The organism is Acinetobacter tjernbergiae DSM 14971 = CIP 107465 (assembly GCF_000374425.1).
Lineage (GTDB): Bacteria > Pseudomonadota > Gammaproteobacteria > Pseudomonadales > Moraxellaceae > Acinetobacter > Acinetobacter tjernbergiae.
This window is the reverse complement of record NZ_KB894361.1, coordinates 117,562-142,976: the sequence shown is the minus strand read 5'-3', so window position 1 is coordinate 142,976 and position 25,415 is coordinate 117,562. Positions and strand designations below refer to the sequence as shown.

Below are 25,415 nucleotides of genomic sequence, written 5' to 3'. Positions count from 1 at the left end.
AAATAAACTTCGAGAAATTTTTACCATTCAATCAATGAAATATTTTCGATCGATCAATCAGTAAAAATCCACACAAGTTGTTCTTCTATTCTCTTAATGATCTTCTCGATGATTCGTCATCATCAAGCTAGGTCGGCTATGTTACTCTAATTTCAACTAAAGTCAACAGGTAATTTAGATATTTTCAAAACCTACCAATCTTTCCAAGAATCCAACCTTTAAGCCAAATCCTTGTTTCTCAACAAGTTTTTATCTGCATCACCGCCGATGGATGTGCATTCTACAGCATTTCACTCCCAACGCAACACCTTTTAAAAATTAAATGAATCGGTTGTTTTATTTTTAAACCACAATATACTCAAATTACTGATTTATATCGTTTAAATTTATTTAATTACCTTAATAGACAGCTTTAATAATGTAAGCAACTGTAATTTAATAACTTAATATACATTCTGTTTTAATTATCGGCAAAAAAGCAGCTTTATTTTTTATATTTAGCCGTTATTTTGAGCAAATCATTCAGCCAGAAAATCTTTCTAATATTTTATTCATGCTTAAACTTCAACCACCACAAATAAAAATAACGGTTTTGAATCACTCAAAACCGTTGTTTTTATGATTATAGTGAGAATCTTCCGTTAAGAAGTCGTGCCTCTCACAATATTCAGGAAGTAAAGATGACGTTCATATTGGTCAATAATGTCTTGGATTAAATCTTCTTGCGTCCAGTCCATTACATCATAGTTTTGACCGCCCTCTCGTAAAAACACTTCTGCTTGAAAGTAATTGGCTTCATCTTCATCTGATCGTCCCAACATGAAGCTTGGCGGAACAGTGGCATGCGAAATCACTTTATAGGTAAAGTTAATTTCATGGTGATGATCAACATGCAGTTGTAAGCCATGTTCAATCTCCCGGATTTCCACTTCTAAGTGACGGCGTTTAAATTCACGTTGAATACTTTCAAAAGCCTTACGAACTTGCGTGTCGATATATTGCTGAACTTCCGCTTCAGTGTGCGGATAATGCATGATCAAACCTAAACGCTGTTGCCAACTCCGTGGCGTATTGATGGCACGTGGTGTGATGCGGGCTTCTTGAATGGCTTGCATTTTGGTGACATCCAATTTTAAGGCTTTGAGCAAACCCCAACTCATGAATAGCATAACCAATGTAAATGGTAAGGCACTCATAATAATTGAAGCTTGTAAGGCAGATAATCCTCCAACTAGAAGTAAAATAATTGCCAATACGGCCATCAACACAGTCCAGAATAATCGTTGCCATGTAGGTGAGTTTTCAGTTTTAGCAGTCAGATAGTCCGTGACCAATGCACCTGAATCGGCAGAGGTCACAAAGAAAAGCATCACCAGTACCGTCGCAAGTAAACTCATCACACCCGAAAATGGTAAATGATTCAAAAATTCAAACAAAGCCACGGATGAATCGTGCTGTACTGCTTGAATTAAGGCAACATTATGTTCTTGCATAATGCTAAACAGCGCTGCATTCCCTAAAAACCCCATCCAGATAATGGTGAAACCTGTTGGAATGAGTAATACACCCACAATAAACTCACGGATGGTTCGACCTCGTGACACACGCGCAATAAACATACCCACAAACGGCGACCATGAAATCCACCATGCCCAATAAAGAATCGTCCAACCGCCAATCCAACCATTGGGTTGATAGGCATATAGGTTGAAAGTCATGCTAAATAAATTCGAAATATACGATCCTGTATTTTGAATCGTCGTTTGCAGCAAGTAGATACTTGGGCCTGCAATAAATACAAAAGCGAGCAATACTAAAGCCAAGATTAAATTCAGTTCTGAGAGACGTTTTACACCTTTATCAAGCCCTAAAAAAACAGATAAAGATGCTAAAGCACTCACAAAAATAATCAGGATGACTTGAACATTGCTGCTTTGTTCAATACCAAACAGATAATGTAGACCTGAGTTGATTTGAGTCACACCAAAACCTAAAGACGTGGCAACACCAAATACTGTTCCAATCGTTGCGAAAGTATCAATACTGTCGCCCCAAGGACCATAAATTTTCTTGCCAATAATAGGATATAAAGCGGAACGGGTTTTTAGAGGAAGATTATGTCGGTAAGCAAAATAGGCTAAGGCTAATCCGACAATGGCGTAAATCGCCCATGCATGTAATCCCCAATGGAAAAAAGTAATGCGTAATGCTTGCTGAGCCGCTGCAACACTTTCAGGATCACCACTTGGTGGACTGATATAGTGCATCACAGGTTCAGCAACACCAAAGAACATCAGACCAATTCCCATTCCTGCGGTAAATAACATGGCAAACCATGAACCATTACTATAATCAGGTTGGCTATGATCGGGTCCTAACTTAATTTTCCCACTGGCAGAACAGGCAATATAAATCAGTAGAATCAGAAAAACAGCAACAGATAAAACATAAAACCAGCTAAAGGAATCTGTAATCCATTGCTTTAACTGTTGGGTGAGAAGTTCAAATGAACTGGGTGCGATAATGACAATTGCGAGAAAAATTGCAATCACAATCACTGTGCTTAAGAACACGTTTGGATTCACATTCGCAAATTGCGAAGATGGCTTGGAAGGCATAATTCCCCCATGTTTTTTTAATGATAACGACAGATCCTAGGGATCAAAGAAGACATTCACATTGTGAATTAAAGGCAAGTTCAGAAAATACTGAACTTGAAATATCATATAAAAACATGAAAAGTAACGCAGTTGTAATGCTGTAACAATACTATTCTTTATCGATTGGCTTAGGCAAATGAGCGATATACTGCAGTGCAATTAAGCGTGAAACAATCACCGCAAAATACATCACTCCACCAAACATTTGTAACATTGTGAGTACTCTAGCTGCTGGGCTAATCGGCATCAGATCAGATAAGCCCGTTGCTGACTGAAGGCTAAAACTAAGAAATAATAAATCTAACCAGATTTGAAATTGTTGTGGATGATTGGGGTTTTGAAAACTATTCGGCAGTATTAGCTGACAAATACTATATAAAAAGGCAAAACCCCAAGCGATTAAGGTAAAAACTGCACCTGCTGCAAATAATTCATCTTTAGTAAGATAACGATCTGCAAACATATAACGTAGCAACCCATAAGCCGCATAAAAATAAGCCAAGGCTTCAAAACTATAAGTAATTATTTGAATCGTAGAGCTTTCATAACCAATAAAAATTAAAATCGAAAAAATAAATGCACCCATTACAAAGATTAAGCCCCAAAAGGTAAAGATTGGGGTTTGCCGAATTACTTTGGCAATCATTAATAAGGCCAATACCCCCAATGACCACGTTAATGCACGATATTCACTATCCCCATAAGTGACTGTGGCAAGGATAAGTAAGGCGAGTTGTACCAACAGTAACCACGCTGAAGGTAACAATTGAAATCCTTGCCAAAACTGTCGTAATGCTTGCATGTTATTTTCCAAATATTGTTATGGCTTGAATATTATTGGGTTAGTTCATCACATCATCTTGTATTCAAAAAAGAAAGGATCATTTTCGAAAGCTCTTGTTGTAACCGCTGTTCTTCAATCAAAAAGGTATTTTTACTGGCATAGCGCATCATGGTAAATAAGGTACTATTAATAATCACAAAAGATTTATGTTTTAAGGTTTCAAAGTCCCAATGCGGATAATAGCGCCCGAATAAGTACATACCGACTTCTAAAAAATGGCTTTCTAATACTTGGGCCGCTTCGGAGTCACTATAAGCATGCCAGTTTTTTAAAATTTCGATAAAAAAACCTTGATCAGATTTTAGTGATTCAAAGCCAAAAGCGATGCTTAATGTGATGATGTCTTGAATAGAAGTTTGTTGTTGCAACATCACTAACTGTTTTAAAGCTTGTCCTAAGTTCTCACTTTTACGTAGCAACAGTTCTGCCACAATCTGTTCTTTATTCTCGAAATACTGATAAATTGATCCAACGCTCACCCCTGATTTTTCAGAAATTTTAGGTGTCGTTACCTGTAAAACGCCATACTCTGAAATACATTTCTGCGCCCCTTCTAAAATACTTTCAACAATCATTTTTGCGCGTTGTTGCTGTGGTCGTTTTCTCATGCTTAGCCTCAATTTAAATGCGAATTGAATGCGAATATTTATTCATATTATGCTGTGATTAAATAACAAACACAGGCTTTATGCAATGCAAAGCATCACTAAACCAAAACGCTTGGCTGCGTTTGAAGACATGAGTCAAGCCAATATTAAAACCAAAATTTTAAGTTATATGACCCATCAGCAGGTACAGCCGAATTATCAAGAATATCTCGCACTGAATACCGCACTACAAAGTGGTGATGCACCGATGGATCAACTGCTACTTTGGGTACTACAAAATCCAAAGCAGCATCGAAAATATTTTGAAACGGCGCTGTATGAAGGTTTAGACAAGCTGCCGCTTGAAATTCCTGAACTCAACTGCTTCTTTCAATTGGTTGAGCAAAAACCTAGTTGGTACGATCAAAACAAAGTCGATGAGGCACTCAAGTTTACCTATCGCCTAGGCATCAATAACGGACTGATCCTACGAGATCTATCGCTAATGACAGGTTATTTGTACCCTGGTTTTAATCAGCCATTGGTTCTTACGGGGGCATTAAAGAAACAAGCAGGTACTCGTTTAGCCGAAACAACTAAATGGTGGGTCGATATCACCGAACAAGATGGGTTTGAACGTTTTAGTAAAGGCTTTACCTCCACGATCTTTGTGCGTTTTATTCACTCACTGGTACGCCATCAATTACAGAAATCTGAAAAATGGGATACCGAAACGTGGGGACTACCCATCAATCAATATGATCAGGCGATGACCAATATTGCTTTTAGCGGCGTGGTACTGATTGGTATACGGGCTTTGGGGATTTTCCCAAGCGCGCAGGAAGTCGACAGCTTTTTACATTTTTGGAAATATGCAGGTTGGTTGATGGGCGTTGAAGAACAGTGGTTAGTGGATAATGAAGCTGACGGCTGGAAACTAATGTACTGGATGCAGTTTGCACATCCTCAATCTGATGAAAGTAGTGTTTCTCTTGGCACTAGCCTTTCCAAAGAACCCTTTGAACGGAAATATCGTTACCTATGTTCTTTTCAGCAAAAACTAGCCTATAAACAACACCTCGAAATTACCCAATTCTTTATTGGCCGTAAGAAAATGCAGAAATTGGGTTTAGCACCTCAGTCAGCCTCATGGTTTGCTTATTATTTAATTGGTCGAAATCTAGCACTTTATACAGGTGCGAAACATATTCCAAAATTAAATCAATTACTTGAAGAAAAAGGACGGCATTTACAACGAATCGGTTTGTCACTCTATCGTAATCAAGCGCAACAACTCGCCAGCATGCATCAATAATACAAAAAGCCCTCAAAATTTGAGGGCTTTAATTTTAGGATTCGATCTACTTAGTGATCAGATGCACCAGAGATACCAATACCTGTTTGTGAACGAACAAACTGAGCATCGAACGCTTTACGTTCTTTCTCTGCACGCGCAGTTTTATCTGTTACTGAGAAGAACCAACAGCAAAGGAATGATAATGGCATTGCAAAAATTGCAGGTCCATTAAGTGGGTTCACTGGAGTATCTGAAAGTTTCAAGGTGTCAACCCAAACTGCTTTAGACAGAATGATTAGTGTCACAGCAGTTACTAGACCGACAACACCACCGATCACTGCACCACGTGTCGTTAAACCTTTCCAGAACATAGACAATACAAGTACTGGGAAGTTTGCACAACATGCAACGGAGAATGCTAAACCAACCATGAACGCAACGTTTTGTTTTTCAAACAAGATACCAAGAATCATGGCAAAGATTGCTAAACCTAAAGTTGCAATTTTTGACATACGTAATTCAGATTGAGGCGTAGTTTGACCTTTTTTGAATACGTTTGCATATAAGTCATGTGAAATCGCAGATGCACCTGAAAGTGTTAAGCCTGCAACTACAGCGAGAATCGTTGCGAATGCAACCGCTGAGATGAAGCCCATGAACAAGTCACCGCCAACTGCATCACTTAAGTGAACCGCAGCCATGTTGTTACCACCAACCAACTCTAATTTACCTGTTACCGCTGCTTTCGCAACATCAAGGAATTGAGGGTTGTTTGAAACGAATAAGATTGCACCGAAACCAATGATAAAGGTTAATAGATAGAAGTAACCAATAAAGCCTGTTGCAACAACAACAGATTTACGTGCTTCTTTTGCATCTTTAACTGTAAAGAAACGCATCAAAATATGTGGTAAGCCCGCAGTACCAAACATTAATGCAAGACCAAGTGATAATGCATCAATTGGGTTTGCAGCAAGTTTACCTGGCCCCATAATTTTTGCAGCTTCATCCCAGCTAATGCTGTGAGATTGGCTATATACACCAATCGCTTGGCTGAACATGTTAGAGAAACTAAAGCCAACCGCTTTCATTACCATGAATGCCATGAATGTTGCACCACTGAGCAACATCACCGCTTTAATGATTTGCACCCATGTAGTCGCCAACATACCACCAAAGATAACGTATGCCATCATCAATAAACCGACGATTACAACCGCAATATTATAGTTCAGACCAAAAAGTAATTTGATTAGCTGGCCTGCACCCACCATTTGAGCAATGAGGTAGAATGCAACAACAACCAGAGAACTTATTGCAGCTAAAGTACGGACTGGTTTTTCTTCCAAACGGAATGAAACCACATCAGAAAGATTGTATTTACCTAGGTTACGTAAGCGTTCAGCAACAAGGAAAAGTACAATTGGCCAACCGACCATGAATCCAAGCGAATAGAGTAAACCATCAAAACCTGAACCGAATACCAAGGCAGAAATACCCAAGAACGATGCAGCTGACATATAGTCACCAGCAATCGCTAAACCATTTTGGAAACCACTGATGCCACCACCTGCGGTATAGAAATCCGCAGTACTTGTCGTTTGCTTTGCTGCCCACTTGGTAATAAACAAAGTGAAACCAACAAAAATGGTAAACATGATGATTGCATGCCAGTTAGTTGCCTGTTGTTCTGCTGCACCTAAATCAGGGCTAGCAAATGCAACATGAGAACAACACAGGCTTGCAAGTGCGAACAGTTTCGCTTTGAATGACGTCCCTTTCATCTCAGTGCATCCCTTTTTCATGTGTGATTGCCTCAACTTCCTTGAGAGCCTCTTCATTGAGCTGATCAAGTGTATTATTGGCAATGTATGAATACACACCACACAATACAAATGACAGTACGATAATGCCTAAACCGAGGGGCATACCCCATGTTGTTACACCACCACTAAACGAACTTGCTAGGAACTCTTTGTTATAGCCAACTAAAAGCATAAATCCGACATAGATAAACAACATGATTGCTGTTAATGTCCAACTTAATGTACGTTTTTTGCTGACCATTTCTTGAAACTTTGGATTGCGTAGAATACGTTCTACCTGTGAGTCATCCATCATTAACTCCTTATTTTTGTGTCCAACCGTGGACCCCTTTTGTACTAGGGATTTTTCATTATTTAAATTAACAAGATTATGCTTGACTCGTAACTTAGACTTTGGTCTCTAAATACACATCTATCACCTCCCCCTCCCCATGCTTCGGGTATGATAAAAAATGGAATTTGATCGCGTGAGCAATATGAACAGTTGGCTGATTATTGGGGTACTTGCCCTATATATTGTGCTGTTATTTGGCTGTGCTTTTTTTGGAGAAAAACATGCCAGTCGTTTAAGCACACGTGGCCGCATGTTAATGTTTAGCTTAACTTTAGGTGTGTATTGTTCATCTTGGACTTTCTACGGTGCAACTGGTGCTGCTGTTCGTGAAGGAGTTATTTTCCTACCAATTTATTTAGGTCCTCTTCTATTTATTTGGTTTGGTTACGATATATGGAAACGTTTGGGTAGGATCCGTCAAAACCATGCGATTTCGTCAATTGCCGATTTCGTTGCTGCTCGTTATGGCAAAAGTGGTAGTTTAGCTGCACTAGTGACCATTCTTGCTGTGATTGCAATTGTGCCCTATCTTGCACTGCAATTACGTGCGATTGCACTCAGTGCTTCAGTCATTCTTGAACAAAATGCACACGTCCATACCACCACCAATAGCGTGTTGTTGCTCACGGCGGTACTGGCAATTTTAGCCATGATTTTTGGTACACGGCATATTGCACATACCGAACAACATGGCGGTTTAATGCTAGCAGTCGCGTTTGAATCTTTTGTCAAATTGTTTGCTTTACTCAGTGTTGCTGTTTTTTTCTTATTCCAGTCTCCTGAAAATATCAAACAGGTCAGTAATGATGTCTCTCAGCATTTTCATGACTTACAACAACTTGGTGTACCTGAAACCTTCTGGGTTCAAACACTTTTAGCCGCACTGGCAATGATTTGTTTACCTCGGCAATTCCATGTTGCTGTAGTCGAATTACGTGATGAAAAACATATTCGTGGCGCAAGACGTTGGTTTGCAGCGTATTTGATTTTGACCATCATGGCGATTATTCCAATTGCCAGTTGGGCATTACATTCCTTACCTGAATCACTGGGTACACCTGATATTGCTGTATTGGCTCTTCCTCTAAGTTATCAGCAAGATTGGTTAGCATTACTCGCTTTTTTAGGTGGCTTTTCTGCATCAACAGGTATGTTATTAGTCGCCTCTGTCGCACTCTCAATCATGCTCAGTAATGACTTAATTATGCCCGCTCTATGGCACTTTAAGATTATCTCTCGACACGATCAACAGTTACCAAAAGTGCTCAAACTCACTCGTCGGATCAGCATTATCAGTGTGATGTTACTGGGTTTTCTATTTTTTCACTTTTTTAACGATATTAACCAACTTTCAGTGTTTGGCTTATTGGCTTTTAGCGCAGTTGCGCAATTTTCGCCAGCCCTCATCGGCGGTTTATATTGGCGTGGTGCAAGCCGTCAGGGTGTCTATGCAGGTCTTATTATTGGCTTCGTGATGTGGAGTTATACGCTGCTCTTTCCAACCATGTTACGTAGCCTGCCTGAGCAATATCAAACCTTTGCACAACATTTATTGTTATTCGGGCCATTTGATATCAATAGTTTGCGTCCTGAAGCTTTACTTGGCTTTGAATCCTTTGCTCCATTGACGCATGGGGTGATGTGGTCTTTAGGACTCAATATTATTTGCTATATTTGGGGCTCTCGTCTTTATCGCCCGAGCGTTGCGGAACAAATTCAAGCCGAAAGCTTTTTTTATTATGAAAGCAAACCATTGCCCTCTACACAAACCACCATTGATCTCACTGATTTACCGCAAAATGCAGCACGCCTCAAAGTTGGGGATTTATTGGCTTTGGCTAAACGAATTACAGGCGATCGACCAACGACTCAAGCCTTCCAACAATTTTGTGAACAAAATCATGTGATGCTCAACGAAAATCATGTTGCAAATGGCATGTGGTGGCGCTTCACTGAACAATACTTGGCAGGCATCATTGGTGCTGCCTCAGCGCGTACCCTACTTACCACGGCCATGATTAATAATGGTTTAGCACTTGGACAAGTTGCGAACATTCTCGACCAAGCTTCACAATGGCAACGCTTTAACCAAAATCTCCTGATGACTATGATCGACCACATGACGCAAGGCGTCAGTGTCGTTGATAAAAATATGTGTTTGGTCGCATGGAATAATCAATATCTCAAGTTATTTGATTATCCAAAAGATCTTGTTTATGTTGGTTGCCCGATTGCAGATTTGATTCGATATAACGCAGAACGTGGTGAATGTGGACCAGGCTCTGTTGAAGAACATGTCCGTAAACGAATCCATTGGATGAAAGTCGGTAGCGCCCATGAGTTTGAACGTATTCGTAAAGATGGACTCGTCATCCAAATGCGTGGTAATCCAATCGAAGGTGGTGGCTTTGTTACCACCTTTGCAGATATTACGGCGTTCCGTGAAAATGAAGCCATTCTTGAAGAAAGAGTCAGTGATCGAACGCAACAGCTCGCAAATGCGCTGACTGAACAACAGCTTGCACGTGAACAAGCAGACAAAGCCAATCAATCTAAAAGTCGCTTTTTGGCAGCAGCCAGTCACGATTTACTCCAACCTATGCACGCTGCTCGTTTATTTAGTACAGCATTAGAACAAAGCGTACATTCCAATGAAGACCAGCAAACGTTACAGCAACTAGATCGCGCACTCTATGGTGCAGAAAGTATGCTCTCCGCGCTGTTGGATATTGCTCGTTTAGAAGGTGGAACCATCCAACCAAAACGCCAAGCCTATTCATTACATGACCTATTAAATGATCTTGAATTGCAATTTAAATCAATTGCTGCGCAACGCAATATTCAGTTCACTGTACATGATACCCAATTTTGGATTGATACCGACCCACAATGGATGCGACGGATCATTCAAAACTTTGTGAGCAATGCATTACGTTATACCGCACAAGGTCGTGTGATCGTTGGTGTCTTACGTTCTGCACAACGTCCCAAACATATTCGGATTGGTGTCTGGGATACGGGGCCTGGTATTCATGAACAACAACGGGTCAAATTATTCCAAGAATTTGAGCGTTGTGGGCATACCTCTCCTTGGGGTGAACAAGGTCTTGGACTTGGTCTCGCGATTGTGCAACGTATGACGAGCCTGCTCGATTTCCCTGTGCATGTGTATTCAGAGTTAGGTAAAGGTTCTTGTTTTATGATTGAAGTGCCTTTGGTTGATGCACCCAAAGTTCAAACATCTCTACCGCAAATTACAGCACTTCAGCATACTGCTTATAAAGTGCTGTGTTTAGACAATGATGAAACCATTCTCGAAGGCATGCGAACCTTACTCAGTAAATGGGGCTATCAGATTTTCACGGCAACCGAACCAGCAGAAGCGCTTAAATTGATTGAACAAGAAGATATTCAAGTTTGGTTGATTGATCAGCATTTAAATCGTGATCAACGCGGCTTGGATTTTATTGAACAATATCGACCAGCACATACTCCTGTTGCACTGATTACAGCAGATTCTGACCCTGAATTACCTCAATACTTGAAACAACAGAATATTGTGCTGCTCAAGAAACCACTCAAACCTGCGGGTTTACGTGCATGGCTTTCTGGTTTAAAAATTATGCCGATGGGATAAATGGCAAAATATTTTTAAGCATAGGCAAAAATCATCACAAAACTAGATGTTAATTAGAAATAAATTGACCAAAGTGCTCAAATATTTTTTTGACTATGGCAAAAACGTTCACTTACATTAGTGAACGTTCGTACACTTACTTACAATTAATTAAGATATTGTTTTTATTATTAAATTTCACCATAAAAATCACATCTACAACTTTAGTCGTATTCTACTTGTTTTCTGAATCACGCATAACTTGATTACATCAATAGAAACCTATTCATCTTCCTTTTTAGGTTTCTAACACTAAACCCTATAAAAGGACATTGATCATGAATAGTAGCTCTCTTAGCTCTGATACTTCACAACAATTTTTCCGTCAATACAGCGCTAATGCACTATTACCACAACTCAACTGGCAAAATATTTTTGTACAAAGCAACTTAGATGATACGCACCTAAATGCTTTAAATACCATTTATCAAGCTGCTGTTCCTTTGGCACTCAATGTTTTCCATGAGCTGAATTTTGATGTTTTCACGCCAACAGCGTATCAACCACAAGGTTTAGGTTTATTTGAAAAATTAGCACAACAAGAACAAAAATTCTTAGATGTACTTGAAGCAGAATCGGCACATCTTGATCATGAGACACGTCATCATATGTGGAGCATGCTACTTCGTGGTGGTGCAGTATTGGTATTCAAGGCATGGCTCGGTCATGTAAAGGGTGGAGAAAGTCAACTGGATAAAACACAATTTGACGAACTTTCAGATTTACTCTTTATCAAAACACGCCCTGCTCAACTTGCCCAACGTTTAAGAGTCGATGCAAATGGAATGCTGGATCATATTTTCCTAATGCATGAAAACGATGTGTTCTTAGATCATTTTAATAGTCTGGAAACTGCGGCTTTATTTGTCGATTTAGGTGTTTATGACGCTGCTTTTTTAAGTTTACGTGATGACCGTGTTGCTGAGTATCTCAAATCAAAAGGCTATGTGACCCAAGAACAAATTGATGATTTGCAATGTGCGCTCAACCCTTTGTACTGCGATAGCTTAATGCCGAAACAAGACTGCTTGGCTTAGACTTTTAAAGCCACAATATCATTATTGTGGCTTTAATTCCGCAATTCCGCTCAGACATTTAGAATGATCAATTTTTTTCTAAACGTTGTTTATGAATATTCATCACAACATCACTAAACTCACCTAAAATATAATTTGACCAAAGCTGACTATACCAGTTGTATTCTGTAGATAGACGATAATCTATCGTGAGAATTAGTTTTGTGGTTTTCTCATCTATTTTCTCTAGTTGATAGTCTGTTTTAAGTAGATCAAAATATTTGCCTCCCATTTCAATATGATCATCCACAGAGCCTTTTGGAAAGGAATTTCTGCCAAACTTATATGTCCAACTTAATAAATAAGGGGGATGTTTGGCTTGTACGATTTCTTCGAATTTAATCCCACGTTCCCATTGAATGGTACGAATAGTCTCATCTTTCCGCTGCTCAGTCATACCAAATACAGGTTTTGGAAAGCCCATCCAAAATATTGGGCTTGACTTAACTTCTTCAGGCTGGATGTTTCCTATATTTTGGATAGCATAAAAAACTTGCTCAGCAGGTGCATGAATCACGACTGAGCGCTGTGTTTTTCCATATTGAGTCTGAATTAAATCAGGTAAAATCAACCATAATAATAAAGGCAATATTGCTAAAGAATATATTTTAGGGCTTGGCTTCCAAAAATACTGACAAATAAACCTCATTAGCAAAGCGCCAATCAATAAAGCAATAAAAACAAGTGGTGCAATAATAATTAAACAAATCGTTCCTTCTCTTAATATAATCACTGCAAAAACTAAAATAACCGCTAAAACGATTGGCTGTACAACTAATCCATTAAAAAAATTAGATTTTGGTTGTTCGATTATACAGACGTATTCCACTAAACCGCCCAGAACAATCGGAATACCCAAAACAAAACTACCCGCCATTAATGCTTTAGACGATTGAGCGAAGATTGCGGTAAAAGCAATAATGATTGCAATTATTATTAAAGGTAGTAAATATGATAAAACACTTCGTTCCGTATAGATTTTTTCCAACGAATAAGGAGGCGTATTCTGTATATTTTTCAGTACTATGGCATAACTATTTTCTTCATCTTCAATCTTATTAAACTCATATTGTGCAAAACCCGCACGCTTTAACAAATTAACCAAATTTGTTCGAGTTTCAAAATCCCATTCTTCAACAATAAAACATGTATATCCTTTCTGTTCCAACTCTTCTAATATTTTCGTATGATCTATTTCTGACATTTTAATACTATAATTATCAAGACAATAAAGGGATTATAATTAATCCCTTTATTGCTTTCCAGTTAAAACTTCATGCTCATCCGCATCCAGTAATTACGCCCAATATTATTAAATTGCTCACTTGCGGCATAACCAAACATCGAAGCACCCGCTTTATTTAAATGTTCGGTATAAGCTTTATTCAGAACATTATCGACACCAACCGAGACATCAACGGCATCTGTCAGCTTATAAGTTCCATTCACAGCTAGCGTATCGAATGCCTTACTTTCATTCATATCATAACCAACCACATTACCTTCATTTAAACTGATACGATTTTGCTTGGCAACTGCACGCCACAATAATCCTAGGCTATATTTTTCATCGACATAACGTAGATTAAGTCGTCCTTCCAAAGGTGCAATTTGTGGTAAAGCTCGACCATCAGAGGTATTTTTTCCCCATGCATACATTGCTGAAATATCCGTTTGGAAATGATCAGTCAATTGATAACCTAAACCAGCTTCAACACCTGCAATTGTCGCATCCACATTACGAGCTAAAGGATAATATGCATTCGCATCATTATATTGCAATAGAATGAAGTCTTTGATTAAGCCCGCATAAGCAGAAGCCCATCCATTCCAAGCACCATGTTCAGCTTGGAAACCGAAATCGAATTGTGCCGTACGTTCATTTTTGAGGTTGTTTAAATTATCAACCATACGATAGGTTGTCATTCCCATCATATCCATTGTACCCACACCACGATCTGTCGACGTGCTATACAACTCCCAGAAATCAGGAGTCCGCTCCACATAACCTACGCCTGCATAAGTTTTTAAACCATGTTCAGGTAAAGTCTTCTCGATACGGATAAAACCACTTGGTACTGTCTCTTTACGATTATTTCCATCTTCAAGATTATCAATCTTCACTTGATCAACACGCGCACCTGCAACCAACTTCTGATCTGGACTAAATACATAAGTCCACTCACTAAATGCGCCATAAGATTGGAACTTCAAATCCTCAGCATAAGGTGAACTCATTGATGGCATGGCATACATGACCATATCACCGCCATGTTTATTTTGTTGCGTATCAACACCTGAAATGACGCTAAACTTATCCCAATCTGTCGTTACCGCTAAACGTGTGTTTAAGGTACGGCGATCAACACGCATCGACATTTTGTTTGGCACAGTCATGTCCATACCGTGCATTTTCATCGTCGTCATTGGTGGTGTACGTAAACTAAAATTATCCATGACATGATCGTTATAGCTGTAGTCCACTTGGGCTTCAACTTTCTTGATCACCTCTGTAATGTTTTTCTGTTCAGCATGTAGACCCAAGCTTTCACGTTTAAATTGCGAACCATCCATGGTACGTCCAGCGTAGGCAGCCTCACCATCACCTTTACCTGCACGCAATTCTAACCAAGAATCATCTGTTGGCTTCCAACCTAGAGCGAGATCAGCATTCCAACGCTCCCAATTCGAGTGAACGGATTGTTCATTACCATCCTTATAATCATCAGCAATAGAACGATTTGCATTCAAACGTGCATATTTATGTTCGTCACCAATCGCCGCTTCAATATTATGATCCAAACGTCCATAAGACCCAACAACTACACTGGCTTGCCCACGATAAGGCTTTTCTTGAGAGAGTTTTTCAGGTTCACGTTCAAAAATGACCGTTGCCGCTGAGCCTGTATTGGCATATTGAACAGTTTGAGGCCCTTTAATCACCGTAATTTTGTCAAAGCTTTCAGGCTGAATATAAGATGTCGGTGCATCCATCCGTGCTGGGCATGCACCTAGATTTTCTGTGCCATCAGTCAGAATTTTAATCCGCGAACCAAACATGCCGCGAAATGTGACATCGCCATTGGTTCCCCCATTTTTAATCGCATTAAATCCCATAATGCTTTGTAAATAGTCCGCGCCATCTGTTGCAGGAACAGGCTGAATCGGTTGTTTAGGATCACTATGTACAATCAAACCATTTGCATCATTTGGTTGTTGCGCCGTAACAACAATTGGTGCTAGCACAACAGGTGTTTGCTGTTCCGACTGAATGTTCGTATTTGCCCACAAGAGTGTGGTATTTGAAGCAGCAAGAATCGCAACCGTGAGGGGTTGTAATAAAAATTTAGGTTGAGCCATGATCGGTCTCTCTTAAAACATAAGTAAAACTAGGCTAGAGTCTTGAAAACCCTAATGAAATTGACGTTTTAATTTATGCACAGAGTGGCGGGGCTCGCCCTTGAGGCAATAAGAACAGCCGTTGCAGTGCAAAATAAACATGCTTAAATGCCTGTTGATAAGCAACTAAACGGACTTGTATACGAACCAAGACTTCGTTCACACCCAATTCAGGCGGTAAAACCAAGTTGGCATAAACCGTACAATACTGACATTGGTGATTTGGATCATGGTGATCATGCTGCGGCATCGAGACTTGAGCTTGCTCAAGCTGATGGGCATGATGATGCATGTGATGCTGTGCATGAACTTGCACGGCTTTTAATTTGGGCAACAATAAGGCTTGCGTAATGGTTTCACAGACGGGTGAAATTTGATATTGCTTCGGTAGCAACGGCTGCAAGAACACCGCAATCTGTAAACAGACTGCGATGAATGCAAGCGTTAAACCACCACGAAACAATAAAGGCATTTAAACAGACCTAATATAATTTCTTAACGTTTGACCGCAACTTTTTCTTTGTCACGTTGACGCACAACTTTCTCAACTTTCTCGCGCGCACGCTGACGTTTTAATGGTGATAAATAGTCCACAAACAGCTTTCCATTTAAGTGATCCATTTCATGTTGGATACAAACTGCGAGAAGTTCGTCAGCTTCTAATTCAAATGCTTGACCTTCAAGGTTAATTGCCTCGATTTTTACACGTGACGGACGCGCAACTTTATCGTATATTTGAGGCACAGAGAGACAGCCTTCTTCATATGGCTGTGTCTCTACGGTCAGTGGAGTGACTTTGGGGTTAATGAACACCATCGGTTGGTTTTTCTCTTCAGAGATGTCCATAACAATAAGCTGAATATGATGATCAACCTGAGTTGCCGCTAAACCTATACCCGGTGCCTCGTACATGGTTTCAAACATATCTGCTGCAAGCTGACGAATATCATCAGTGACTTCTTCGACTGGCTTAGCAATGGTACGAAGACGGGGATCAGGAAAACTTAAAATAGGTAATAAGGCCATACCGTTCCTCATTTATGCCATTGATCAGAAAACCAACTGAAGGGAATGCTTGATCAAAAAATTGTGTGTAAAGTCGTTATTATAACGCAACTACACACATAATTTTTAGGAATTATGATAATGAAAAAGGTTTTAAACGGCATACCATCATTTCATGCCTTGGGGTTAAAAAAACAACTGATTGCTGCTGCAATTTGTGCAGGATTAGGCATGAGCATAAACCTTACTCATGCGGCAAGCCCTAATGCAACGCCACCATCTGTAAAAACAGGTGCGCCACATGTCTATGTGGTGAAAAAAGGCGATACGCTTTGGGATATTTCAGGCAAATTTTTAAGCAAGCCTTGGCGCTGGCCTGAAATCTGGGCAAGCAATAAACATGTGAAGAATCCACACTGGATTTATCCAGGCGATCGCTTGCTACTTTGTAGTTTGAACGGTAAACCGCTCATTGGTAAAGATGAAGGCGATGGTTGTGACGGTATCATTCGCCGTTACTCTGGCAGTGGATCTACTTTACGTCCAAAAGTTCGTATTGAGGCACTCAACAATAGTGTTCCTGTAATTCCATTGGCACATATTCAACAATGGTTAGAACGTACCTCTGTTCTTCCTGCGAATGCGATTGCAAATACCCCATATGTATTGGGTACAGCAGATAATCGTGTGTTGGCTGGTAAAGGTCAGAACATTTATGTTCGTGGTCAAGGTATTGAGAATGGTCAACGTTACGGTGTATTCCGTGAAGGCGAACCATATATCGCGCTAGATGAAAAAGGTAAAAAACAAACTCTTGGTATTGAACTGACTCAAGTTGCTGCTGGTGTCGCAATTACCAATGAAAATGATATTACCACCTTTGAGTTAACTGATAGCTATACGGGTGAAGTGCGTCGTGGCGACCGTGTTATGCTTGAACAAGACGCGATGTTACCTACTTTATTCTACCCAACTGAACCAAATCAGGTGAAAGATGGTGGTAAAATCATCCGTGCGATGGGATCTTTAGGTACAGCAGCAAAAAATGGTGTTGTCACCATTGATCGTGGTACAACGGATGGGATTGAAATCGGACAAGTCTTTAGTGCTTACCAAGATGGCGAAACCGTACGTGATCCAAAAACCAAAGAAAATGTGAAATTACCAGGGCAATATGTTGGTAGCATCATGATCTTCAAGAGTTTTGACCGCATCAGCTATGCGTATGTATTAGAGAGCGAATTACCAATTAAACTTGGTTCGAATATCAAGCCACCTCGTCTTGATAACTAAGCTCTAATTAGAAATGTTGAATCAGCTATCGCCCCATCATTATCATACTGTGTTGGTGTGGTACTTGGTTCAACACTCACTTTCTAGTTTTCAAAAAATTCAACAACACTTTGGCGGTTGCGAACAAGCGACTCAAAAGCATCATTTGGCAGAATGGTCACAGCTTGGCTTACATGCCAATCATTTAAAACGTTTACAAGAATTTCAAACCGCTCAAGGACAACAAAAATTTGAACAACTGATTCAATTGATTTGTCAGCATAGCGATTTTATTCTAACGCCCAAAGATATCGGCTACCCGACTCAGCTCTTACACTACCCAGATCACCCTCCAATTTTATTTGGACAAGGTCAGGCTCAAGCATTATTACAACCTCAAATTGCCATGGTTGGCAGTCGTAAACCAAGTCCTCATGGGAGACAGGTTGCCTATGATTTTGCTTATTATTTAAGTGAAAAAGGATTTTACATCAGCAGTGGTTTAGCGCATGGAATTGATGAAGCAGCCCATCGTGGTGGCTTAGCCAATCATCGAACAATCGCTGTGACAGGAACAGGCTTAGATACGGTTTACCCTTCGCAGAATATAAAACTTGCACAACAGATTACTCAATCAGGTGCTATTGTCACCGAGTTCCTCCCGACGACAATGCCTTTGCAACAGCATTTTCCACGTCGTAATCGTATTGTTAGTGGTTTAAGTCTTGGTGTTGTGGTTGTAGAAGCGGCATTAAAGAGTGGCTCACTCATAACTGCAAATGAGGCAGCAAATCAAGGAAAAATGGTATTTGCTATTCCAGGGCACATTTATAGTGAGCATCATCAAGGCTGCCACCAGTTAATTCGTGAAGGTGCAACCTTGGTCGATCATCCTGAACAAATCATTGAAGACTTAGCTTTACCTACACAATGGCAAGCACAAAAACAACCTGAAGATGCATTGGCTGTCCCTTCCAGTATTCCAACGCATTTAATTGCGTTATATCAACTGTTAGATTGGGTCGGTCAAGACTTAGATCAGCTCGCCCAACGTTATCAGGCTTCCATTTCCGAACTCACAGCACAGTTAATGGAACTTGAATTACTCGGTCTTTGCATGCAACAAGCGGGATGCTATTTACGTTGTCGACCAATGCTTTAAACTAGTCACATCTCCCTTCTCATTTGCTCTATGCCTCATGATTACGTCCTCTATTGCTGAAGCAGCTCAACTTTTAAAACAAGGGCAGGTTCTTGCTTACCCGACAGAAGCTGTCTGGGGCTTAGGTTGTGACCCCTTTAATCAACATGCTTTTCAAGAGATTCTTGAGCTTAAACAGCGCCCAATTGAAAAAGGCGTCATTCTATTAGCTGGACAGTTAGAACACGTTGAACATTTGCTACAGACACTAACGCCAGAAATACGCAAGCAAGTGATTGCGAGTTGGTCAGATCGTGAACCAACCGAACGTGCAACGACATGGTTGCTCCCCGCAGATCAACACATCCCAACATGGATTAAAGGTCAGCATCCATTAGTTGCTGTACGCGTTACCACACATCCATTATGTGTTGATCTGTGTAATGCTTTTGGTGGTTTTATTGTTTCAACCAGTGCCAATCCTGCGGGTTTAAACCCAGCACACAACCTACAAGCGGCTCAAAGCTACTTCGGTTCATCATTACATTATTTAGAAGGTCATTTAGGGCTTAGTCAGGAACCCAGTCGAATTCTAAACGCATTAACAGGTGAAATCATTCGCGCCTAATTAGGTGAATAGCGGACAAAAAAAAGCTCAGTTATATAGGGATAACTGAGCATAAAAAGGATGTGTATAATCACATCCAGAGGGTCTGCAAATTTAGTGAGTAATATTGATTGTAAAGTCAATCAAGCTACTCTGAAAGCTATTATGGATCAATCATTTGATTTATACAAATATATTATTTCTCTAACAAAAAATGTGAAAAGCGTACCATTTTTGTCAGTTTTAAAATTTCAATAAAATTATATTTCTATTTTTATTGATCTTTTTTTTGATCATTAATTTGATAAATATTCAAAATATATTTGAAAATCATATAGAAGGAATCAACATTAAATAAATATTTTGATGTATTTGTCGCTATTTCACACAATACTACATCATCATTTCATATTCATGAAGAGGTTTCAATCAACGCCACAGCGGTTTTCGTCGTTTTCTTTTGTGCCAAAATAATACCGACCAAAATCGTCACTCCACCGATCGTATGATAGATTGTCCAATGTTCAGATAACCAAAAAGTTGCAATGATCGCAGTAAATACTGGCATCAAATTCATAACAATGCTGGTTCTGTTTGGGCCAATTGCCTGTACGGCGATCATCCATAATAAGGGTGCAATCAATGATGGAAAAATACCAGCATATAAAACACTTGCAACGTTTTCAGCATTAATCGAATCTAAACCTAACCAGAGAAGAAATGGAGCGTGATATAACAATGCAAAGACGATTTGTATATATAAACTCGTCATGAGTGGCAGTTGTAATTGCCATTTTTTGAGAAATACACCATAAAAAGTATAGAACCCAACTGCAATCACCATCACCATATCTCCCCAATGTCCTCCTTGGTCAAATAAGCGAGAGAAATGCCCTTGGCTCATCACATAAAGTAAGCCTAAAAATGATAAGAAACTGCCAAAAATCGCAAATCGATTTGGCTTATCTTTTAAAATAATATAAGAGATAAAAATGGTAAAAACTGGAACAAAGGCATTTACAATACCCATATTTGTTGCAGTGGTATAATGTGCTGCTGTATAAGAAAGCCCTTGATACAACACCATTCCAAAAGCGCTAAGAACTGCTAATTTAGGAATATATGGGCGAATCAAAGCTCGCTGTTTCCATACGTTAGGCAACATAAAAGGCGTCAAAATTAGAAAGGCAACAAACCAGCGATAAAAACTAATACTGACGGGTGAAATATAGTCCGCAACATAACGAGTAACCGCAATATTCAGCGACCAAATTAATACTGCCATCAGAGGCAATATAAATGCCCATTTTTGATACTTGCTTAACTGACCCATTCTCTTTCTCACAATATTTCCGCGATAGCAATATTCTGAAAGATGTCTAAAATAATTAAAATATCGTATTTCAGACATTTATACCGCAGTTAGGACATCGGAACTAAAATAACTCCCAACTGCGCATCGCATGTTCAACCACTTTTTGAAGTTGTTGAACATTAGCACCATCACGTGCTTGAATGGTCAGCCCTTGTAATACCGTTGTATAGAAGTCCGCTATTTCTTGTAATGGAGCCGTAATCTTAATATCCCCATTTTCAACACCTTGTCGCAGGCGATCTAACATTGTTTGCTTAGTTTTCAACCTTTTTTCAAGAATATTATGCTGCACTATTTGGGCGTTATCCGAACAGCTCATCGTTGCAACAACCAACATACAACCCGTCGGCTTATTAGATTGAGCTAAGCGCTGTACATTGTCATAAAGAAATAGTTCAAATGCGACTTTAGCGGTTTTCGCCTCTAAAAAAATTGCTTCAATTGGGCAAGCTTCATGTGCCAAATAATAATCAATACATTTATAAAAAAGCCCCGTTTTATCACCAAAGCTACTATACAAACTAGGTGCAGTCAGTTGCAAAGCATGCGTTAAATCGCTGATCGAAGTCGCCTCATATCCATGTTCCCAAAACAATAACATTGCCTTTTCTAAAGCTTGTTGCTCATTAAAACATTTAGGACGACCACGCTTCTTTTTAGCCCTGTCTCCACATGGTATTGCGATGGAATCGTGTGTATTTTTCATAAATGCTGCACATATTTTCATAACGATCATTATTAAATTAATTGACGCATCAATATTTATCAACTATTTTATTTCATATCGATCGTTATAAAAAACGACCTAATACACAAAATTTTATTGTTATATTATGAACAATAAAGGACTTTTTATGAAAAACTCTATCTCCCCCAAGATACGATCCACAGAGTCAGCTGAAGTACAAGGAAGTTGGTATGCAATATTAGCCGTTGCGATTGGCGCTTTTGCACTGGTCACTAGCGAGTTCCTTCCTGTAGGTGTACTCAACAGTGTCGCAACTGATTTAAACATTTCAGTTGGCACAGCTGGCTTAATCATCACCTTACCTGGTGTTATGGCAGCAATTGCCGCTCCCTTACTGCCCATTTATGTTAAACAACTTGATCGACGCTACGTTTTAATCTTACTCACTGCAATCATGGTGATTGCAAATACAATTACTGCATTTGCAGATAGCTTTAATCTGCTCTTACTAAGTCGTTTAGTACTCGGCATTGCGATTGGTGGCTTTTGGGCAACTGCAATTGCTTTAAGTGGCAAACTTGCTCCTGCTCATCTTCCTATTGCTAAAGCAACAGCGGTAGTAATGGCAGGGGTAACCTTTGCGACAGTATTAGGAGTGCCTATCGGTACTTGGCTAAGTGAATTCTATGGTTGGCGTAGTGCATTTGGGATTACTGCAATAATTGGACTGCTTGTTCTAATACTACAACTTATTTTCTTACCCAAGCTGAAACCTGAATCCGCAATTCATTTAAGTGATCTTCCTGCTTTACTTAGAATCCCTAAAGCACGCAGTGGTATGTTGATCATTTTACTGATTGGTCTTGCACATTTTTGTGCCTATAGCTACTTAGCCCCTTTCTTTAAAAATATTGCAGGCTTCGATGGTACAACAATTAGCTCATTACTCTTGCTCTACGGTATTGCAGGTATTTTTGGGAATGCCTTCGCAGGTTATAGCAGTAACTTAAATGTTCGTTATACTCTTGCCTTTATTGGGGTCTGTTTTGGTATTGTTTTCTTTGGTTTCCCAATCTTTGCAATTCATCAGTTTGGGGCAATTGTGCTCACCGCATTGTGGGGCTTTGCTTTTGGGGCCTTCCCAACTTCTGCAAATATTTGGATGTTTGTACACGCACCTCATGCAGTCGAAAAAGGGATGCCGTTATTTGTGGGTATGTTCCAAGTCATGATTGCAGTGGGTTCATTACTAGGGGGTTATGTCGTTGACCATTTCAGTGAAAATATCTTAATTTATGGTGTCATTAGCTTTGTTGCTTTAGCTTTACTAAGTATTTTCACTTTAGCCAAAGGCTTGAATAATCCGAAAGTGACTTGCGAGAACTAAGATGAGAACCCTAAATGAAGCATGAGATAATTGAACAATTTCCTCTTTCAAATGGCATAGAAGTACATGAATTTCTCTACCAAAAAGATGATATTGTCAGCCCTCATTCTTCACTTTGGGGGGACTTTAACTTCAGTCTTAATGGAACATTAGAATTTGATATTGAAGGAAAATATTATCTATCACCACCCAGTTATGGACTTTGGTTACCTCCACGGACTGAACACCAATCGCTCCCCGTTGCACATGAAATTCATTATATTTGTATTCGCTTACATCCTAGATACGGAGACTTTTTAGGGGATACGTGCCGCTGCTTCAGTATTGAGCCATTTTTTCGTGCTTTGGTTGTTCAAATCTTAGCGCAACAAAAGCAGAATGCGTCACCTGAATATCTTGAACATTTACGACAAGTTTTATTTGATCAACTCAAACAAGCGCCTGCTTATTCACATTATTTACCACAAAGTACCCATCCAATTTTAGCGCCAATCTTAGCGCAACTTGCTGATCCAGAACTCTTTAATCTTAGCTTACAACAGATCTTGCTCAACGTTAGCGTAAGCGAGCGTCATCTACTTCGACTCAGCCAACACGAACTACAACTTTCTTTATCAGAATGGCGGAATCGAGCCAAAATCATCTTTGCGATCAATCAAATTCGTCAAGGGATGACCATTAAACAACTGGCATACGTTTTAGGTTATCACCATAGCTCTAGCTTTATTGAATTTTTCAAACGCTATACAGGGCAGACACCAATCCAACTTAAAAATGCCTCGATATAAATGTAATCTGCACTTTTGCTCATAATTTGTATGGATTCATATCAAGAGGATTGCACTCTGATAAATTAGCAGTTAAAACAAACAAGTCTTGTCACAACAACAAATTAGGACATATTCCATGAGCCAATCGGTTTATCACATTCCAGTTAAAGACATCAAAGGTCAAGCGCTTGATCTTGATCAATACCAAGGTAAGGTCTTACTTATCGTTAACGTTGCCTCAAAATGTGGTTTAACACCACAGTACGAAGGTTTAGAAAAACTATACCAAGCGAAAAAAGATCAAGGCTTGGAGATTTTAGGCTTCCCTGCAAATAACTTCTTAGAACAAGAACCAGGGACAAATGATGAAATCGAACAATTCTGTTCTCTCAACTATGACGTCCACTTCCCTTTATTTGCAAAAATCTCTGTTGCAGGTGACGACAAGCACCCTCTATATCAAACACTGACACAAGCAATTCCAGAACGTCTTGGCGAAGGTCCTTGGTGGAAAGACCTCGTTGATTATGGTTTAACACCAAACAATCCACCTGAAGTGTTGTGGAATTTTGAAAAATTCTTAGTCAATAAGAATGGTGAAATTGTGGCACGCTTTGCCCCTGATATCACCGCAGATGATGAGCGTATCGTAACGGCGATTGAAGCTGAACTGGCAAAATAATTATTATAAGTGTATAGAAAAGAATAGTTTATCTATTCTTTTCTATGAAAAAAATCAAACCTACTTTCCATGACCTTCTTTCATAAAAATGTTGGTAAATTGCAACAATCTCTTTTTTCTTCACATTTTCTCATTATAGTGGCGCTCCTCTCATAATCTGGTACCGTTCAGCCATGATGGAACACTTTTCTATCAAAGCCATTCTCTCAGTAACGACACTGATCACAGCATTAACACTTGTTGGCTGTAATCAACCCCTGCAAGAAAATGGATACTCTGAACAAACTAGAGAATTTGAGCAATCCACACTTACTGCTAAAAACCATATAGATATTGAAAGCATGACGCTTCAAGACCCTCAAGATTTGAGTAGTGGCAATATGCTTAATATCGCTCGTGATATCGCAAAGTTACAGCTAGAAACAGATGATTATGCTGTGCTATTAAAGCAATCACAAAATAGCCTTGAGCAAGCAATTCAAAATAAAAATACCCATCAATTACAAAATGTTGCGGGTGATTTAAAGCAAGAATTACATGGGCTGCACGACACTTTGCTCTCACTTAATTTAAAAAGTCATGAAGTTGACCAAATCCGTCAAAGCCTACTCTCAGCAAATCAACAGTTATTAACCATGCCTCTTTTACATGGTCAAACAGATCTCAGCAAACTGGACTTTAACAAAATCGAAAAACAATTTAATACAATCCAAATGGATATGGTAAAAATTGCCAGTTTAGTACTCGACAACTCAACAACCTAATTGAATAAAATGTATTTCGTTTAAA

The 25,415-nt window shown here is 39.4% G+C and carries 21 protein-coding genes; 10 read left to right on the top strand and 11 right to left on the bottom strand.

Annotation, left to right across the window (positions count from 1 at the left end):
- Positions 1-641: 641 nt before the first annotated feature.
- The 3 genes from C502_RS0108710 to C502_RS0108700 form a co-directional block, all read right to left on the bottom strand.
- Complete coding sequence (locus tag C502_RS0108710; RefSeq protein ID WP_018678452.1) at positions 642-2,618, bottom strand: BCCT family transporter; 1,977 nt, start codon at positions 2,616-2,618, stop codon at positions 642-644.
- Between the two features lie 151 nt (positions 2,619-2,769).
- Positions 2,770-3,462 (bottom strand): ion channel, encoded by a 693-nt coding sequence (locus C502_RS0108705; RefSeq protein WP_018678451.1) that lies wholly within the window; start codon positions 3,460-3,462, stop codon positions 2,770-2,772.
- Positions 3,463-3,515: 53 nt separating this feature from the next.
- A complete protein-coding gene (locus C502_RS0108700; protein WP_018678450.1) occupies positions 3,516-4,112 on the bottom strand; it encodes a TetR/AcrR family transcriptional regulator in 597 nt (198 codons plus the stop codon).
- 85 nt (positions 4,113-4,197) lie between these two features.
- Here C502_RS0108700 and C502_RS0108695 point away from each other — a divergent pair, with 85 nt between their 5' ends.
- Positions 4,198-5,406, top strand: coding sequence for an oxygenase MpaB family protein (locus C502_RS0108695; protein ID WP_018678449.1), 1,209 nt, complete (start codon positions 4,198-4,200; stop codon positions 5,404-5,406).
- A 50-nt stretch (positions 5,407-5,456) separates the two neighbouring features.
- On the opposite strand, the gene C502_RS0108690 is transcribed toward C502_RS0108695, so the two are convergent.
- Positions 5,457-7,172, bottom strand: a complete 1,716-nt coding sequence (locus tag C502_RS0108690; protein WP_018678448.1) for a cation acetate symporter — start codon at positions 7,170-7,172, stop codon at positions 5,457-5,459.
- Position 7,173: 1 nt separating this feature from the next.
- Complete coding sequence (locus C502_RS0108685; protein ID WP_018678447.1) at positions 7,174-7,506, bottom strand: DUF485 domain-containing protein; 333 nt, start codon at positions 7,504-7,506, stop codon at positions 7,174-7,176.
- A 184-nt stretch (positions 7,507-7,690) separates the two neighbouring features.
- Here C502_RS0108685 and C502_RS0108680 point away from each other — a divergent pair, with 184 nt between their 5' ends.
- Together C502_RS0108680 and C502_RS0108675 are read left to right on the top strand one after the other, a co-directional pair.
- Entirely contained in the window at positions 7,691-11,185 is a 3,495-nt protein-coding gene (locus C502_RS0108680) for a hybrid sensor histidine kinase/response regulator (protein WP_023274510.1), read from the top strand.
- A gap of 317 nt (positions 11,186-11,502) precedes the next feature.
- Complete coding sequence (locus C502_RS0108675) at positions 11,503-12,261, top strand: hypothetical protein (protein WP_018678445.1); 759 nt, start codon at positions 11,503-11,505, stop codon at positions 12,259-12,261.
- A 67-nt stretch (positions 12,262-12,328) separates the two neighbouring features.
- Here C502_RS0108675 and C502_RS0108670 read toward each other — a convergent pair whose 3' ends face one another.
- The 4 genes from C502_RS0108670 to def form a co-directional block, all read right to left on the bottom strand.
- Positions 12,329-13,504, bottom strand: coding sequence for an SRPBCC family protein (locus C502_RS0108670; RefSeq protein WP_018678444.1), 1,176 nt, complete (start codon positions 13,502-13,504; stop codon positions 12,329-12,331).
- A gap of 62 nt (positions 13,505-13,566) precedes the next feature.
- Complete coding sequence (locus C502_RS0108665; protein ID WP_018678443.1) at positions 13,567-15,660, bottom strand: TonB-dependent copper receptor; 2,094 nt, start codon at positions 15,658-15,660, stop codon at positions 13,567-13,569.
- A 73-nt stretch (positions 15,661-15,733) separates the two neighbouring features.
- A complete protein-coding gene (locus tag C502_RS0108660) occupies positions 15,734-16,171 on the bottom strand; it encodes a DUF2946 family protein (RefSeq protein WP_018678442.1) in 438 nt (145 codons plus the stop codon).
- 23 nt (positions 16,172-16,194) lie between these two features.
- Entirely contained in the window at positions 16,195-16,725 is a 531-nt protein-coding gene (def, locus tag C502_RS0108655; RefSeq protein ID WP_018678441.1) for a peptide deformylase, read from the bottom strand.
- A 120-nt stretch (positions 16,726-16,845) separates the two neighbouring features.
- Between def and C502_RS0108650 the strand changes: the two genes are divergently transcribed.
- From C502_RS0108650 to C502_RS0108640, 3 genes are read left to right on the top strand one after another with little or no spacing between them, the layout of a single operon-like run.
- Complete coding sequence (locus tag C502_RS0108650; RefSeq protein WP_018678440.1) at positions 16,846-17,997, top strand: LysM peptidoglycan-binding domain-containing protein; 1,152 nt, start codon at positions 16,846-16,848, stop codon at positions 17,995-17,997.
- Positions 17,998-18,010: 13 nt separating this feature from the next.
- Positions 18,011-19,138, top strand: a complete 1,128-nt coding sequence (gene dprA / locus C502_RS0108645) for a DNA-processing protein DprA (RefSeq protein WP_023274511.1) — start codon at positions 18,011-18,013, stop codon at positions 19,136-19,138.
- 37 nt (positions 19,139-19,175) lie between these two features.
- Positions 19,176-19,745: a Sua5/YciO/YrdC/YwlC family protein gene (locus tag C502_RS0108640; RefSeq protein WP_018678438.1), complete on the top strand. Its 570-nt coding sequence runs from the start codon at positions 19,176-19,178 to the stop codon at positions 19,743-19,745.
- A gap of 391 nt (positions 19,746-20,136) precedes the next feature.
- Here C502_RS0108640 and C502_RS0108635 read toward each other — a convergent pair whose 3' ends face one another.
- Positions 20,137-21,057 (bottom strand): DMT family transporter, encoded by a 921-nt coding sequence (locus C502_RS0108635; RefSeq protein ID WP_018678437.1) that lies wholly within the window; start codon positions 21,055-21,057, stop codon positions 20,137-20,139.
- A 103-nt stretch (positions 21,058-21,160) separates the two neighbouring features.
- Positions 21,161-21,826: a TetR/AcrR family transcriptional regulator gene (locus tag C502_RS0108630; protein WP_018678436.1), complete on the bottom strand. Its 666-nt coding sequence runs from the start codon at positions 21,824-21,826 to the stop codon at positions 21,161-21,163.
- Positions 21,827-21,953: 127 nt separating this feature from the next.
- Between C502_RS0108630 and C502_RS0108625 the strand changes: the two genes are divergently transcribed.
- The 4 genes from C502_RS0108625 to C502_RS0108610 all read left to right on the top strand — a co-directional run bounded on the left by C502_RS0108625 (position 21,954) and on the right by C502_RS0108610 (position 25,390).
- Positions 21,954-23,174: an MFS transporter gene (locus C502_RS0108625; protein WP_018678435.1), complete on the top strand. Its 1,221-nt coding sequence runs from the start codon at positions 21,954-21,956 to the stop codon at positions 23,172-23,174.
- A gap of 14 nt (positions 23,175-23,188) precedes the next feature.
- On the top strand, positions 23,189-23,962 hold the full coding sequence (locus tag C502_RS0108620) for an AraC family transcriptional regulator (RefSeq protein WP_018678434.1): 774 nt from the start codon (positions 23,189-23,191) through the stop codon (positions 23,960-23,962).
- Between the two features lie 118 nt (positions 23,963-24,080).
- Entirely contained in the window at positions 24,081-24,626 is a 546-nt protein-coding gene (locus C502_RS0108615; RefSeq protein ID WP_018678433.1) for a glutathione peroxidase, read from the top strand.
- Between the two features lie 173 nt (positions 24,627-24,799).
- Positions 24,800-25,390, top strand: a complete 591-nt coding sequence (locus C502_RS0108610; protein ID WP_023274513.1) for a hypothetical protein — start codon at positions 24,800-24,802, stop codon at positions 25,388-25,390.
- Positions 25,391-25,415 lie beyond the last annotated feature (25 nt).

What these genes read in the sequence shown, in the direction of transcription:
- C502_RS0108710 (WP_018678452.1), bottom strand. Translation starts at nt 2,618, where the DNA reads ATGCCTTCCAAGCCATCTTCGCAATTTGCGAATGTGAATCCAAACGTG.
- C502_RS0108705 (WP_018678451.1), bottom strand. Translation starts at nt 3,462, where the DNA reads ATGCAAGCATTACGACAGTTTTGGCAAGGATTTCAATTGTTACCTTCA.
- C502_RS0108700 (WP_018678450.1), bottom strand. Translation starts at nt 4,112, where the DNA reads ATGAGAAAACGACCACAGCAACAACGCGCAAAAATGATTGTTGAAAGT.
- C502_RS0108695 (WP_018678449.1), top strand. Translation starts at nt 4,198, where the DNA reads ATGCAAAGCATCACTAAACCAAAACGCTTGGCTGCGTTTGAAGACATG.
- C502_RS0108690 (WP_018678448.1), bottom strand. Translation starts at nt 7,172, where the DNA reads ATGAAAGGGACGTCATTCAAAGCGAAACTGTTCGCACTTGCAAGCCTG.
- C502_RS0108685 (WP_018678447.1), bottom strand. Translation starts at nt 7,506, where the DNA reads ATGGATGACTCACAGGTAGAACGTATTCTACGCAATCCAAAGTTTCAA.
- C502_RS0108680 (WP_023274510.1), top strand. Translation starts at nt 7,691, where the DNA reads ATGAACAGTTGGCTGATTATTGGGGTACTTGCCCTATATATTGTGCTG.
- C502_RS0108675 (WP_018678445.1), top strand. Translation starts at nt 11,503, where the DNA reads ATGAATAGTAGCTCTCTTAGCTCTGATACTTCACAACAATTTTTCCGT.
- C502_RS0108670 (WP_018678444.1), bottom strand. Translation starts at nt 13,504, where the DNA reads ATGTCAGAAATAGATCATACGAAAATATTAGAAGAGTTGGAACAGAAA.
- C502_RS0108665 (WP_018678443.1), bottom strand. Translation starts at nt 15,660, where the DNA reads ATGGCTCAACCTAAATTTTTATTACAACCCCTCACGGTTGCGATTCTT.
- C502_RS0108660 (WP_018678442.1), bottom strand. Translation starts at nt 16,171, where the DNA reads ATGCCTTTATTGTTTCGTGGTGGTTTAACGCTTGCATTCATCGCAGTC.
- def (WP_018678441.1), bottom strand. Translation starts at nt 16,725, where the DNA reads ATGGCCTTATTACCTATTTTAAGTTTTCCTGATCCCCGTCTTCGTACC.
- C502_RS0108650 (WP_018678440.1), top strand. Translation starts at nt 16,846, where the DNA reads ATGAAAAAGGTTTTAAACGGCATACCATCATTTCATGCCTTGGGGTTA.
- dprA (WP_023274511.1), top strand. Translation starts at nt 18,011, where the DNA reads ATGTTGAATCAGCTATCGCCCCATCATTATCATACTGTGTTGGTGTGG.
- C502_RS0108640 (WP_018678438.1), top strand. Translation starts at nt 19,176, where the DNA reads ATGATTACGTCCTCTATTGCTGAAGCAGCTCAACTTTTAAAACAAGGG.
- C502_RS0108635 (WP_018678437.1), bottom strand. Translation starts at nt 21,057, where the DNA reads ATGGGTCAGTTAAGCAAGTATCAAAAATGGGCATTTATATTGCCTCTG.
- C502_RS0108630 (WP_018678436.1), bottom strand. Translation starts at nt 21,826, where the DNA reads ATGAAAATATGTGCAGCATTTATGAAAAATACACACGATTCCATCGCA.
- C502_RS0108625 (WP_018678435.1), top strand. Translation starts at nt 21,954, where the DNA reads ATGAAAAACTCTATCTCCCCCAAGATACGATCCACAGAGTCAGCTGAA.
- C502_RS0108620 (WP_018678434.1), top strand. Translation starts at nt 23,189, where the DNA reads ATGAAGCATGAGATAATTGAACAATTTCCTCTTTCAAATGGCATAGAA.
- C502_RS0108615 (WP_018678433.1), top strand. Translation starts at nt 24,081, where the DNA reads ATGAGCCAATCGGTTTATCACATTCCAGTTAAAGACATCAAAGGTCAA.
- C502_RS0108610 (WP_023274513.1), top strand. Translation starts at nt 24,800, where the DNA reads ATGATGGAACACTTTTCTATCAAAGCCATTCTCTCAGTAACGACACTG.